Source organism: Bradyrhizobium sp. RD5-C2 (assembly GCF_019972155.1).
Classification (GTDB): Bacteria; Pseudomonadota; Alphaproteobacteria; order Rhizobiales; family Xanthobacteraceae; genus Bradyrhizobium.
Genome location: NZ_BOVL01000007.1, coordinates 14285 through 28884, shown reverse-complemented (window position 1 = coordinate 28884; position 14600 = coordinate 14285). Strand labels below are relative to the sequence as shown.

6 protein-coding genes are annotated in these 14600 nt (G+C 63.4%); all 6 read right to left on the bottom strand.

Features of this window, described 5'->3' with window-relative positions:
* Positions 1–27 precede the first annotated feature (27 nt).
* Positions 28–2085 (bottom strand): ABC transporter ATP-binding protein, encoded by a 2058-nt coding sequence (locus BraRD5C2_RS05595; protein ID WP_223967332.1) that lies wholly within the window; start codon positions 2083–2085, stop codon positions 28–30.
* A gap of 163 nt (positions 2086–2248) precedes the next feature.
* Complete coding sequence (locus tag BraRD5C2_RS05590; RefSeq protein WP_223967331.1) at positions 2249–4309, bottom strand: FAD-dependent oxidoreductase; 2061 nt, start codon at positions 4307–4309, stop codon at positions 2249–2251.
* A 181-nt stretch (positions 4310–4490) separates the two neighbouring features.
* The gene (gene rpoC, locus BraRD5C2_RS05585) at positions 4491–8693 is read right to left on the bottom strand and encodes a DNA-directed RNA polymerase subunit beta' (protein WP_223967330.1); all 4203 of its coding nucleotides are present in this window, start codon (positions 8691–8693) and stop codon (positions 4491–4493) included.
* A 127-nt stretch (positions 8694–8820) separates the two neighbouring features.
* A complete protein-coding gene (gene rpoB, locus BraRD5C2_RS05580; RefSeq protein ID WP_223967329.1) occupies positions 8821–12939 on the bottom strand; it encodes a DNA-directed RNA polymerase subunit beta in 4119 nt (1372 codons plus the stop codon).
* 438 nt (positions 12940–13377) lie between these two features.
* Complete coding sequence (gene rplL, locus BraRD5C2_RS05575; protein WP_223967328.1) at positions 13378–13755, bottom strand: 50S ribosomal protein L7/L12; 378 nt, start codon at positions 13753–13755, stop codon at positions 13378–13380.
* Positions 13756–13809: 54 nt separating this feature from the next.
* A complete protein-coding gene (gene rplJ / locus BraRD5C2_RS05570; protein WP_223967656.1) occupies positions 13810–14328 on the bottom strand; it encodes a 50S ribosomal protein L10 in 519 nt (172 codons plus the stop codon).
* Between the last annotated feature and the right edge of the window lie 272 nt (positions 14329–14600).

Sequence of the window (14600 nt, the reverse complement as noted above, 5' to 3'; positions counted from 1 at the left end):
CGGACGTCATGAGCAACGGGGCGGATATCACGCCTCCTCGTCGTCGTCCTCATCCTCGTCGTCTTCATCATCGTCCGCGTCGTCGTCATCCTCGTCGGCCGCGTCGTGATGCTTGTGCCCCTGATCGTCCCACAGCGTGCGGTAGGCGCCATTCCGCGCTAGCAGCTCCTCGTGCGAGCCGCGCTCGATCGCCTGGCCGCCTGAGATCACGATGATCTCGTCCATCTCGACCACCGAGGTCAGGCGGTGCGTCGACCAGATCATGGTGCGGCCCTCCGCGACCTTGAGCAGCGTGCGGTTGATCGCCGCTTCCGTGGTCTGGTCGAGCGCCGAGGTCGCCTCGTCGAGCAGCAGCACCGACGGGTTGCGGATGATCGCGCGCGCGATCGCGATGCGCTGGCGCTGGCCGCCGGACAGTGTATCGCCGCGCTCACCGACCGGCGTGTCGTAGCGCTGCGGCAGGCTCATGATGTAGCGATGGATCTCGGCTTTCTTCGCGGCGTCCTCGACCTCCGCGTCGGTGGCCCCTTCCTTGCCGAGCCGGATGTTCTCGCGGATCGACATGTTGAACAGCATGTTTTCCTGGAACACGACCGCCATGCTGGCGCGTAGCGACTCGCGCGTCACCCGGCGGATGTCGACGCCGTCGATGGCGACGCGGCCCTCGTCAGGCACGTAGAGCCGAAGGATCAGGTTGATCAGCGTGCTCTTGCCGGAGCCGCTGGGACCGACGATCGCAATGCTCTTGCCGGCATTGAGCTTGAGGCTGAGATTGTCGAGCACCGGCGTCTGCGCCCCCTCATACTGGAAGGTGACGCGGTCGAAAGAGATGTCGTTGGTGATGCGCGGCAGGTCCGGCGCTCCGGGACGGTCGGCGCCACGGGTCGGCTCGTCGAGCAGCTCCTGGATGTGCCGCACTGCCGCAGCGGACTGGATCGACACCGGGATGAAATGCATGAGATGGGCGATGTTGTACGACACCTCCCAGAACGCGCTCTCGAAGGTCACGAAGGTACCGACCGTGATCTGCCCCTTGGTGGCGAGATAGGCGCCGATCGCCAACACGACGAGGTGGAGCAGCAGCACCGAAATGGTGACGGTGCGCTCCACCATGGTCGACAGGAACATGGCTGACGCGGCCTTGGCGCGGACGTCGCGGTTGCGCAGCGTGAACCAGCCGAGCGCGCGGCGCTGCAGGTTGAACGCCTTGACCACCGCCTGGGCAGCGACGTTCTCCTGCACCATGCCGAGCAGCGCTGCCTCGTTCTGCTTCTGCTCGTAATTGGCCAGCACCGCCTTCGGCGTCAGGATGCGCGGCCCGATCAGCGTGATCGGAAACACCAGCAGGGCGACCACGGCAAGCTGCCAGTTCAGGAACAGCATCAGGATGATGCCGGCGACCAATTCCAGGCCAGGCAGCGCCGCGCTGTTGGCGAAGGTCTTGACCGAGCCCTCGAAGGCCGACAGATCGATCGAGAAACGCGACAGGATCTCGCCGCGCTTGGTGCGCGCGAAATAGGCCGACGGCAGGTTCTGGACGTGGTCGAAGATGCGGGTCCGGACGTCGGCGATGATGCCCGCGCCAAGCCGCGCATCCCAGCGCTCGTACCAGACCGCGATGATCGAGGTGACGATGCCGGCAACCGCGAGCACGCCAAGGATCTTGTAAAGGGCCTGGAAATCCTCCTCGCCGAGCGCGTCGTCGATCAGGAATTTCAGGCTGAGCGGCATGATGACGTTGAACAACGTCTCGACCAGCACGCCGATGGCGACGCAAGCAAGCGGCTTCTTGTAGTTGGTCAGGATCGGCTTGACGAAGCCATAGATCGTGGAGAGCGCGCCGGCGGCTTCCTTGGCGGTGAAAACGACGAGGTCCTCGTCATCATCGTCATCGAGCTCGAACTCGTCGTCCTCGTCCTCATCATCTTCGTCGTCGTCGGGCGCGGCGGCCGGCTTGATGGAGGCCGGCTTGGCGGAGGCCGTTGCCGCCGGCGAACCGGCCGCCGCGGCAGACTTCTTCTTCAGCTCGGGATCGTCGGCTGCCGATCGATTCGGATCGTCTGATGCAGGAGGTCTTGGCGCCATGAAACCAACCGATGCTCCACGGCCGGCATGACCGCAAATCGAAACCGCAGCGGCGAACGCTGCCGGTACAATCCTATGCGATCACAATGAATTCGGCAAAGCGTTTGCAACGGCGCGGCGCGCGGTCCGGTGGATTCGAGATTACTGCAACGCCGCGTTGCCGCTAGTCGTCGAGGTCGGCCTCGACCTTGTCGAAGAAGGAATAGCGCAGGCTGTCGGAGTCGGCGTACCACTGCCCCGGCCCCTTGTTGGCGGCAAGCGTCAACGTCCACAGCGCATCGGTGCAGTCGCGGCGGTGCATCGACAGGTCGAAGCCGTTGCCGAAGAACAATTCCGACCATTCCCACCAGGTGCCGAGCTTCTTCACGCCGCGCAGCAGGTCGTAGCGATCGATCACCGCCGGCGCCATGTCCGAGGTCACCGACGCGAACACGACGCCGGTCTTGACCACGCGGTTGAGCTCGCGCACCCCGCGCGCCACCTGCTTCTCGCCGAGATGGCACAGCGAGGTCTCGAACACGAAGTCGAACTCATTGTCCTTGAACGGCATGTCGGCGATCGAGCCGAGCTTGTTGTACTTCTTGAGCGCCTTCGGCGTCTTGCCGTGGATGTAGCGGTTGTTCTCGATGCCCCAGGCATCGATGCCGCGTTCGCGCAGCGCGCCGACCAGCTCGCCGCTGGCGGAGCCGGCGATCAGGAGCTTGTAGCCCTTCACCCTGCCCCACACCGTCTTGATCAGGTCGGTCAGATAGGCCGGGTCGGTGAAATTGCGCCAGGCTTCACTGTAGGGGCCGGCGCCGCGATAATTCTCGAAATAGTTGCGGTCGATCTTGTCGGACAGCGCGCCTTCGTCCTGCGCGCGGGCGCGGCGCAGCCGCATCATCTCGGTGACGATGATGTCGGTCGCGGCATCGGAGGAATCCAGCAGCCCGTTCAACGTCGAATCGAACAGATAGTCGCCGACCACCACGATGCCGGGGTGCTCCTTCGGATCGGGGCGGTGGTTGGTCATGACGTCGCGCACCGGCAGGCCGCCCGGCAGCGCGTTGACCGACGACAGCCAGCGATGGGTCTTGCCCTCGAGGAAATGCGCGCGCGCATCGCCGAGCGAGGCCGGCAGCGACTTCAGCGCGGCGTCGATCAGCTCCTCGTCGCTGAGATTGGCGAAGGCGAGCGCGTCGGAGCCGGCGATCAGCCAGTTCAGCACGCCGTGCTTGCCGACATCGTGGCGCGCGCCCTCATTGTAGACGCAGCAGCCGCCGAACGCTTCCGACATGAACCAGGCGCCCGGGATCTTCTCGCCCCAGAACGGCTCGTCGAACAGGATCGAGACCCGCAGATAGTGCGCCGGCCGATCGAAATAGGCGACGTGCTTGACCATCGACTTGCGCAGCTGCTCGCCGTCCCAGCGCATGGTGGCGAGCCAGGAGTGCGGCAGGCAGACCAGCACGAGGTCGAAGTCGCGCGTCTCCGGCCCCTTGCCGTTCATCATGTTGAGCTGGTAGCGGCCGGTTGCGGTCTTGCCGACCTTGAGGACGCGATGGTTGAGCTGGATGTCGGCACTGACCTCCGAGCGCAGGCAATCGATCAGCTGCTCGTTGCCGTTCTGGATCGAATACAGGCCGATATAGCCGTCGACGTCCATCACGTAGTTCTTCAGCGCGTTGAGGCCGTTGGTGTTGTGGGTCTCGGTCGCGAGGTCGGAGCGCGCCATCACCTTGAAGAACCGCTTGGCGGTCACGTCCTCGACCTCTTCGTCGAGGATCTGCTCGGCGGTCTTGTAGGCCCAGGGATGTTCGTTGTCGTGGGCGCCGACGCCCTCGTAATACTCGATCGGCGACACCAGCTCGCTGCAGCGCTTGCGGAACGCCTCGATTGCGGCCGCGGTCTTCGCACCGTATTTGCGGCGCATGCCGGGAACGTCGGCCAGCAGTTCGCCGTCCAGTTGCACCTGCTCGGCATCCATCGGGATCGTCTGCAGGCCGAAATGCTGGATCAGCTCGCGCAGCGGGTCGGGTCCCGTCATCGAGTAGTCGTAGATCTCGGCGACGCCGGCCTCGTACATCGCAGGCGCAGTGTCGAATTTGCGCGTGACGATCTTGCCCCCGAGACGGTTCGACGCCTCGAAGATGGTGATGCGGCAGAGATCGCCGAGTTTGCGCTTCAGATACCAGGCGCTCATCAGCCCCCCGGGGCCGCCGCCTACAATCGCCAAGTCGAGCATATCGATTCCGTCGTCTCCGGCACGAGCCAAACAGCCGGTCTAAGTCACCCTAGCAAAGGCACTTTTTTGCCTGAAGGGAAGATGAACAAACTGCGTCCCTGCACCGCAGCAAGGGAAGAAAGCAACAAAAAGGCCGGCAGAACGCCGGCCTTCTCGCTGACTACCGTAGTCTTGCGGGTGCCTATTCCGCGGGCGGCAGCGCCAGCGGCTCCGCTTCCGGAGCCGTCGGCACGATCGCCGCCTGCTGCTTCTCGCGCTCGTCGAGGATCAGCTTGTCGCGCTTGACCGCGACTTCGCGGATCCGCGCCATCGAGGCACCGGTGCCGGCCGGGATCAGGCGGCCGACAATGACGTTCTCCTTGAGGCCCTCGAGCGGGTCCACCTTGCCGTTGACGGCCGCTTCGGTGAGCACGCGTGTGGTCTCCTGGAACGACGCCGCCGAGAAGAAGGAGCGGGTCTGCAAGCTCGCCTTGGTGATGCCGAGCAGAACCGGCGTCCCCGTGGCGGGCTTCTTGCCCTCCTCCTTGGTCTTGGTGTTGAGCGCGTCGAACTCGATCTTGTCGACCTGCTCGCCCGAGATCATGTCGGTGTCGCCCTGGTCGGTGACTTCGACCTTCTGCAGCATCTGACGGACAATCACCTCGATGTGCTTGTCGTTGATCAGCACGCCCTGCAACCGGTAGACCTCCTGGATTTCGTTGACCAGATAGGCAGCGAGTTCCTCGATGCCCTTGATCGCCAGGATGTCGTGCGGCGCCGGGTTGCCTTCGACGATGAAATCGCCCTTTTCGACGATGTCGCCGTCCTGAAGGTGGATGTGCTTGCCCTTCGGGATCAGGTACTCGCGCGGCTCCTCGGTCTTGTCCATCGGCTCGATCGAGATGCGGCGCTTGTTCTTGTAGTCGCGGCCGAAGCGGATCGTTCCCGCGGTCTCCGCGATGATCGCCGCATCCTTCGGCTTGCGAGCCTCGAACAGTTCCGCCACCCGCGGCAGACCGCCGGTGATGTCACGCGTCTTGGCGCTCTCGGTCGAGATACGCGCCAGGATGTCGCCGGACATCACCTTCGCGCCGGTATCGACCGACAGAATGGCGTCGACCGAAAGCATGTAGCGGGCGTCGCCGCCACGCGCGAGCTTCAGCACCTTGCCGTCCTTGCCCTTGACCACGATGGCCGGGCGCAGGTCCGAACCGCCGCGCGTCGTGCGCCAGTCGATGACCACGCGCTTGGCGATACCGGTCGATTCGTCGAGCGTTTCCGAGATCGACTGGCCTTCGACCAGATCCTCGAAACCGATCGTGCCCTCGACTTCGGTGAGCACCGGGCGGGTATAAGGATCCCACTCCGCGATGCGCTGGCCGCGCTTGACGGTGTCGCCTTCGTCGACGTGCATCTTCGAACCGTACTGAATACGGTGGGTTGCACGCTCGGTGCCGTCGGCATCGACGATCGCAACGACCATGTTGCGCACCATCGCGACCAGATTGCCTTCGCTGTTGCGGGCGATGGCCTTGTTCCTGATCACGATCTTGCCGTCGAAGTTCGATTCGACGAACGACTGCTCGTTGAGCTGGGCGGCGCCGCCGATGTGGAACGTGCGCATCGTCAGCTGCGTGCCGGGTTCACCGATCGACTGCGCCGCGATGACGCCGACGGCCTCACCGTGGTTGACCGGGGTGCCGCGGGCCAGATCGCGGCCGTAGCACTTGGCGCAGATGCCGTTGATCAGCTCGCAGGTCAGTGCCGAGCGGATCTTCACTTCCTGGATGCCGGCCTGCTGGATCGCGTCGACATGGGTCTCCTCCATCAACGTGTCGCGCTTGACGACAATCTCGTTGGTGGCGGGATCGCGCACGTCATCGCAGGCCGTACGGCCCAGGATGCGCGAGCCGAGCGAGGCAACGACCGTGCCGGCATCGACGATGGCGCGCATCTTGATGCCGAGCTTGGTGCCGCAATCGGTCTGCGTGATGATGCAGTCCTGCGCGACGTCGACCAGACGGCGGGTCAGGTAGCCGGAGTTCGCGGTCTTCAACGCGGTGTCCGCGAGGCCCTTGCGGGCGCCGTGGGTCGAGTTGAAGTACTCGAGCACCGACAGACCTTCCTTGAAGTTGGAAATGATCGGCGTCTCGATGATCTCGCCCGACGGCTTGGCCATCAGACCGCGCATGCCGGCGAGCTGGCGCATCTGCGCCGGCGAACCACGCGCACCGGAGTGTGCCATCATGTAGATGGAGTTCACTTCGGCTTCCGCTCCGCTCGCCGTCTTCTTGACGGACGAGATCTCCTTCATCATCGCCTTGGCGACTTCTTCACCGGCCTTCGACCAGGCGTCGACGACCTTGTTGTACTTCTCGCCGTGGGTGATCAGACCGTCATTGTACTGCTGCTCGAAATCCTTCGCCAGCGTACGGGTCGCGTCGACGATCTTCCACTTCGACGCCGGCACGACCATGTCGTCCTTGCCGAACGAGATGCCCGCCTTGAAGGCGTTGTAGAAGCCGAGCGCCATGATGCGGTCGCAGAAGATCACCGTCTCCTTCTGACCGCAGTGACGGTAGACCTGGTCGATCACGCCGGAGATCTCGCGCTTGGTCATCAGCTTGTTGATGATGTCGTACGAGATCTTGGTGCTCTTCGGCAGCAGGTTGCCGAGCATGACGCGGCCCGCGGTGGTTTCGATCCACCGCTTGGACATCTTGCCTTCCTCGTCGAGGCCTTCCCACCGGTACTTGATCTTGGTGTGGAGGTGGATGACCTTCGAATGCAGAGCGTGCTCGAGCTCGGCCATGTCGCCGAAGATCTTGCCCTCGCCGGGCAGGCCTTCGCGCATGATCGAGACGTAGTAGAGACCGAGCACGATGTCCTGCGACGGCACGATGATCGGCTGGCCGTTCGCGGGATGCAGGATGTTGTTGGTCGACATCATCAGGACGCGCGCTTCCAGCTGCGCTTCGAGCGACAGCGGAACGTGCACGGCCATCTGGTCGCCGTCGAAGTCGGCGTTGAAGGCGGCGCAGACCAGCGGATGCAGCTGGATCGCCTTGCCCTCGATCAGCACCGGCTCGAACGCCTGGATGCCGAGGCGATGCAGCGTCGGCGCGCGGTTGAGCAGCACCGGATGCTCGCGGATCACCTCGTCGAGGATATCCCAGACCTCCGGACGCTCCTTCTCGACCAGCTTCTTGGCCTGCTTCACCGTGGTGGACAGACCCTTGGCGTCGAGCCGCGAGTAGATGAACGGCTTGAACAGCTCGAGCGCCATCTTCTTCGGCAGGCCGCACTGATGCAGGCGCAGCTCGGGACCGACCACGATCACCGAACGGCCCGAATAGTCGACGCGCTTGCCGAGCAGGTTCTGACGGAACCGGCCCTGCTTGCCCTTCAGCATGTCGGCGAGCGACTTCAGCGGGCGCTTGTTGGCGCCGGTGATGACGCGGCCGCGGCGGCCGTTGTCGAACAGCGCGTCGACGGCCTCCTGCAGCATGCGCTTTTCGTTGCGGATGATGATGTCAGGCGCACGCAGCTCCATCAGCCGCTTCAAGCGGTTGTTGCGGTTGATGACGCGGCGATAAAGGTCGTTGAGGTCGGAGGTTGCGAACCGGCCGCCGTCGAGCGGCACCAGCGGACGCAGGTCCGGCGGAATCACCGGCACCACCGTCATGATCATCCATTCCGGCTTGTTGCCGGAGACGCGGAAGGCCTCGACGATCTTCAGACGCTTGGCGAGCTTCTTGTGCTTGATGTCGGAGTCAGTCTCCGCCATGTCGGCACGCAGCGTCGCCTCGAGCTTTTCGAGCTCGAGCCCCTTGAGCAGCTCGCGGATTGCTTCAGCGCCGATCATGGCGGTGAAGCTGTCCTGGCCGTACTCGTCCTGCGCCTTCAGATACTCGTCTTCCGACAGCAGCTGACGGTCCTTCAGCGCGGTCAGACCCGGCTCGAGAACGACGTAATATTCGAAGTACAGGATCCGCTCGAGATCCTTCAGCGTCATGTCGAGCAGCAGGCCGATGCGCGACGGCAGCGACTTCAGGAACCAGATGTGGGCGACCGGCGCCGCCAGCTCGATATGGCCCATGCGCTCGCGCCGGACGCGCGACAGCGTCACCTCGACCGAGCACTTCTCGCAGATGATGCCCTTGTACTTCATCCGCTTGTACTTGCCGCACAGGCACTCGTAGTCCTTGATCGGCCCGAAGATGCGCGCGCAGAACAGGCCGTCACGCTCCGGCTTGAAGGTGCGGTAGTTGATGGTCTCCGGCTTCTTGATCTCGCCGTACGACCAGGACAGAATCTTCTCCGGAGACGCGATCGAAATCCGGATCTGGTCGAAGACCTGAGCCGGCGTCGTCGGATTGAAAAGATTCATAATCTCTTGATTCATGGTCTTCTCCTCGCGTGCCGATCGTCACCGGCAGCAAATTCGAAACTTTTATTCAACGCGCGCCCCACTCAACGTCCGAGCGGAGCGCGAAGGCCCGGCGCTTTCGCGCCGGGCGTAAATCAACGCGTTACTCGGCCGCTTCCGACGTCGACGCCGGTCCCACCTTGGAATTGTGCAGGTCGACGTTGAGGCCGAGCGAGCGCATTTCCTTGACCAGCACGTTGAACGATTCCGGAATACCGGCCTCGAAGGTGTCGTCGCCGCGCACGATCGCCTCGTACACCTTGGTACGGCCGGCGACGTCGTCCGACTTCACGGTCAACATCTCCTGCAGCGTGTAGGCGGCGCCGTAGGCTTCCAGCGCCCAGACCTCCATTTCGCCGAAGCGCTGGCCGCCGAACTGCGCCTTGCCGCCCAGCGGCTGCTGGGTGACGAGCGAGTACGGACCGATCGAACGCGCGTGGATCTTGTCGTCCACGAGATGGTGCAGCTTGAGCATGTAGATGTAGCCCATCGTCACCTTGCGATCGAACTGGTCGCCGGTGCGGCCGTCATAGACGGTCGACTGGCCGGAGGCGTCGAAGCCCGCGAGCTTCAGCATCTCCTCGATGTCGGCTTCCTTGGCGCCGTCGAACACCGGCGTTGCGATCGGCACGCCGTGGCTCAGATTGCGGCCGAGTTCGACCAGCTCGTTGTCGTTCAGCGACTTGATGGTTTCATCCTCGCCATAGATCTTCTTCAGGGTCTCGCGCAGCGGCTTGAGGTCCTGCTTCTGATAGTAGGCGTCGATGGTCTGGCCGATGCGCTTGCCGAGGCCGGCGCAGGCCCAACCGAGATGGGTCTCAAGGATCTGACCGACGTTCATGCGCGAAGGCACGCCGAGCGGATTGAGCACGATGTCGGCATGCGTACCGTCCTCGAGGAACGGCATGTCCTCGATCGGCACGATCTTCGACACCACGCCCTTGTTGCCGTGACGGCCGGCCATCTTGTCGCCGGGCTGGATCTTGCGCTTCACCGCGACGAAGACCTTGACCATCTTCATCACGCCGGGCGGCAGCTCGTCGCCACGCTGCAGCTTCTCGACCTTGTCGAGGAAGCGCTGCTCGAGGCCCTTCTTCGACTCGTCGTACTGCTTCCGCATGGCCTCGATCTCGGCCATCAGCTTGTCGTTCGGCGAGGCGAACAGCCACCACTGCGACTTCGGATACTCGTCGAGCACCGCACGGGTGATCTTGGTATCCTTCTTGAAGCCCTTCGGACCGGCGATGCCCTGGCGGTTCTCCAAGAGCTCGGCGAGGCGGTTGTAGACGTTGCGGTCCAGAATCGCCTGCTCGTCGTCGCGGTCCTTGGCCAGACGCTCGATCTCTTCCCGCTCGATCGCCAGCGCACGCTCGTCCTTGTCGACGCCGTGACGGTTGAACACGCGGACTTCCACGATGGTGCCCTGCACGCCCGGAGGCACGCGCAGCGAGGTATCGCGGACGTCGGAGGCCTTCTCGCCGAAGATGGCGCGCAGCAGCTTCTCTTCCGGCGTCATCGGGCTCTCGCCCTTCGGCGTGATCTTGCCGACCAGGATGTCGCCGGCGCGAACTTCCGCACCGATGTAGACGATACCGGCTTCGTCGAGGTTCTTCAGCGCTTCTTCCGAGACGTTCGGAATGTCGCGGGTGATTTCCTCAGGACCGAGCTTGGTGTCGCGGGCCATCACTTCGAATTCTTCGATATGGATCGAAGTGAAGACGTCGTCCTTCACGATCCGCTCGGAGAGCAGGATCGAGTCTTCGAAGTTGTAGCCGTTCCAGGGCATGAACGCGACCAGCACGTTGCGGCCGAGCGCGAGTTCGCCGAGATCGGTCGACGGACCGTCAGCGATGATGTCGCCCTTCTTGACGATGTCGCCGACCTTCACCAGCGGACGCTGGTTGATGCAGGTCGACTGGTTCGAGCGCTGGTACTTCATCAGCCGATAGATATCGACGCCCGACTTGGTCGGATCGAGATCCTCGGTGGCGCGGATCACGACGCGGGTGGCGTCGATCTGGTCGATCACGCCCGAACGGCGCGCGGCAATCGCCGCGCCCGAGTCACGGGCGACCACGCCTTCCATGCCGGTGCCGACGAACGGCGCCTCGGCGCGAACCAGCGGCACCGCCTGGCGCTGCATGTTCGAGCCCATCAGCGCGCGGTTGGCGTCGTCGTTCTCGAGGAACGGGATCAGCGCCGCGGCGACCGAAACCAGCTGCTTCGGCGACACGTCCATGTAGTCGACCTTGTCCGGCGTCACCGGCAGCACTTCGCCGGCATGCCGGCAGACCACCAGGTCGTCGGTGAAGCGGCCCTTGGCATCGAGCGGCACGTTGGCCTGCGCGACGCGGTAGCGGCCCTCTTCCATCGCCGACAGATAGACCACCTCGTCGGTGACGCGGCTGTCCTTGATCTTGCGATAGGGCGTCTCGACGAAGCCGTACTTGTTGACGCGCGCGAACGTCGCCAGCGAGTTGATCAGACCGATGTTCGGACCTTCCGGCGTTTCGATCGGGCAGATACGGCCGTAATGCGTCGGATGCACGTCGCGGACTTCGAAGCCGGCACGCTCGCGGGTCAGACCGCCCGGGCCAAGCGCCGACAGGCGCCGCTTGTGGGTGATCTCCGACAGCGGGTTGGTCTGGTCCATGAACTGCGACAGCTGCGAGGAACCGAAGAACTCGCGCACCGCGGCGGCCGCGGGCTTGGCGTTGATCAGGTCCTGCGGCATCACGGTGTCGATATCGACGCTCGACATACGCTCCTTGATGGCGCGCTCCATGCGGAGCAGGCCGATCCGGTACTGGTTCTCCATCAGCTCGCCGACCGAACGCACCCGGCGGTTGCCGAGGTGGTCGATGTCGTCGATCTCGCCCTTGCCGTCGCGCAGGTCGACCAGCGTCTTGATGACCGCCAGGATGTCTTCCTTGCGCAGCGTGCGATGGGTGTCGGGCGCATCGAGCTCGAGGCGCATGTTCATCTTGACGCGGCCGACCGCGGAGAGGTCGTAGCGCTCGGCATCGAAGAACAGCGACTGGAACATCGCCTGCGCCGAATCCAGCGTCGGCGGCTCGCCCGGACGCATCACGCGGTAGATGTCGAACAGCGCGTCCTCACGCGTCATGTTCTTGTCGGCCGACAGCGTGTTGCGGATGTAGGCGCCGACATTGACGTGGTCGATGTCGAGCAGCGGCAGGTCCTTGTAGCCCTGCTCGTTCAGCACCTTGAGCGACTTCTCGGTGATCTCCTCGCCGGCTTCGGCGTAGATTTCACCGGTCTTCGGGTTGACGAGATCCTCGGCGAGATAGTTGCCGACGAGCTCCTCGTCCGACATGCGGAGCGCCTTCAGACCCTTTTCCTGCATCTGGCGCGCGCTGCGCACGGTCAGCTTCTTGCCGGCCTCGAGCACCACCTTGCCGGTGTCGGCGTCGATCAGGTCGTTGATGGTCGAGTAGCCACGGAAGCGGTTGGCGTCGAACGGCACGCGCCAGCCTTCCTTGGTCCGCTTGTAGGTGATCTTCTTGTAGAATGTCGACAGGATCTGCTCGCCGTCGAGACCGAGCGCGTACATCAGCGAGGTCACGGGCAGCTTGCGGCGACGATCGATGCGCGCGAACACGATGTCCTTGGCGTCGAACTCGATGTCGAGCCAGGAACCGCGATACGGAATCACGCGCGCGGCAAACAGCAGCTTGCCGGACGAATGGGTCTTGCCCTTGTCGTGGTCGAAGAACACGCCGGGCGAACGGTGCATCTGCGAGACGATGACGCGCTCGGTGCCGTTGACAACGAAGGTGCCGTTCATCGTCATGAGCGGGATATCGCCCATGTAGACGTCCTGCTCCTTGATGTCCTTCACCGACTTGGCGCCGGTTTCCTCGTCGATATCGAACACGATGAGGCGCAGCGTCACCTTGAGCGGCGCAGCGAAGGTCATGCCGCGCTGGCGGCACTCATCGACGTCATATTTCGGCTGTTCGAACTCGTAGCGGACAAATTCGAGCATCGAGGTGCCCGAAAAATCCGAGATCGGAAATACCGAGCGGAACACCGCCTGCAGGCCCTCGTCGAGGCGACCACCGGCCGGCTCGTCAACCATCAGGAACTGGTCATAGGACGCCTTCTGAACCTCGATGAGGTTCGGCATCTCGGCGACTTCCTTGATGTGACCGAAAAACTTGCGTACGCGTTTGCGACCGGTGAATGTCTGCTGCGCCATCGTGGCCTCTCATTTTCGTCGCCTTTGTGGGGCGAACCTTCCGGGAGCGACTGCCATCGACCCCGGGTTGAATTTCGAATCGTCCCGAAGGAACGAAGCGCAAAGTCAGGAATTAAATCCCCGGCCGGCCCCATCGCCTCCAAAACGCAAAACGACGCGCGAGGCGCATCACTGCACCCGCTCGTCCAAACGCTCCGCTTTACGGACTGAAAAAGCCCGAAATCTGACTGTCTCCCAACGGCTTCCGCCGGGTGCCCTGCCGCCCCCGCCGCCTACCGTGTTTTTCCGCTGCCAACCCGATATGGGATGGCAATAAAGGAGATTCGAGGGTTAAGTCCACGGATCCCCACACTTTTTTGTGTCCGGTACGCCACGCGACAACCTGTCGCACGCCGTTGCATGGCCCGGGAGCGCCCTGCGGCGCTCCCGGATCGCGCATTACTTGAGTTCGACCTTGGCGCCAGCCTTCTCGAGCTGGGCCTTGATCTTGTCGGCTTCTTCCTTGTTGACGCCTTCCTTGACGGGCTTCGGAGCGCCTTCGACGAGGTCCTTGGCTTCCTTCAGGCCCAGGCCGGTGATGGCGCGGACTTCCTTGATGACTTCGATCTTCTTGTCGCCGGCAGCAGCCAGCACGACGCTGAATTCGGTCTTCTCTTCAACCGCAGCAGCGGCAGCGCCGCCGGCAGCCGGGCCGGCCACCGCAACGGCGGCAGCGGCGGAGACGCCCCACTTTTCTTCGAGGAGCTTGGCGAGTTCAGCCGCTTCGAGCACGGTGAGGCTCGAGAGGTCGTCGACGATTTTCTGCAAGTCAGCCATTGATCTGTTTCCTTAAACGTTTGGTTCGAACCAGGTTTTGAGATTAGCGAAGGGTCAGGCCGCTTCGCTCTTTGAGGCATGAGCCTGAATGACGCGTGCGAGCTTGGCCGCAGGCGCGTTCGAGAGCTGAGCAAGCTTGGTCGCCGGCGCCACGAGGAGGCCAACGATCTTGCCGCGCAGTTCGTCAAGCGACGGCAGTGAGGCGAGCGCCTTCACGCTGTCGACATTCAGGACGGTTTTACCCATCGAGCCGCCAAGGATGACGAACTTTTCGTTCGCCTTGGCGAATTCGACGGCAACCTTTGGCGCCGCAACCGGATCGCTCGAAGTAGCGATCACAGTCGGCCCCTTCAGCAGGGAACCGATGGCAGCGACGTCAGTGCCTTCAAGAGCAATTTTGGCGAGACGGTTCTTCGAGACCTTCACCGACGCACCCGCCTGCTTCATCTGCATGCGCAGCTTCTGCATCTGGGCCACGGTGAGGCCGGAATAGTGAGCGACGATCGCAACGCTCGTGGCCTTGAAGGCCTCGTTGAGCTGTCCGACCGCCTCTTTTTTTGCCGCTCGTTCCACAGCAAGCTCTTTCCGGTTGGCGGCCTTTCCGCGAAGGCAGGACCGCCGGGTTGCACCCATCGTCCCGCCCTAAACCTGATCCGTTGGGCGCAAAGACCCTTCGGACATGCCGGGCAAGACGACATCTAGAAGCCTGCCCTCCCAGAGCCTTGCGGCCATGGGCTGTCGAGGTTCGAACCAAACCAGCCTCCCAGCCGCGAACAGGCCGCGACGTGGAGTACAAAATCCGGTCTTCACCCGTCTATGCAGGCCATGCGATTAAGCCGTTGAAA

What these genes read in the sequence shown, in the direction of transcription:
- BraRD5C2_RS05595 (WP_223967332.1), bottom strand. Translation starts at nt 2,085, where the DNA reads ATGGCGCCAAGACCTCCTGCATCAGACGATCCGAATCGATCGGCAGCC.
- BraRD5C2_RS05590 (WP_223967331.1), bottom strand. Translation starts at nt 4,309, where the DNA reads ATGCTCGACTTGGCGATTGTAGGCGGCGGCCCCGGGGGGCTGATGAGC.
- rpoC (WP_223967330.1), bottom strand. Translation starts at nt 8,693, where the DNA reads ATGAATCAAGAGATTATGAATCTTTTCAATCCGACGACGCCGGCTCAG.
- rpoB (WP_223967329.1), bottom strand. Translation starts at nt 12,939, where the DNA reads ATGGCGCAGCAGACATTCACCGGTCGCAAACGCGTACGCAAGTTTTTC.
- rplL (WP_223967328.1), bottom strand. Translation starts at nt 13,755, where the DNA reads ATGGCTGACTTGCAGAAAATCGTCGACGACCTCTCGAGCCTCACCGTG.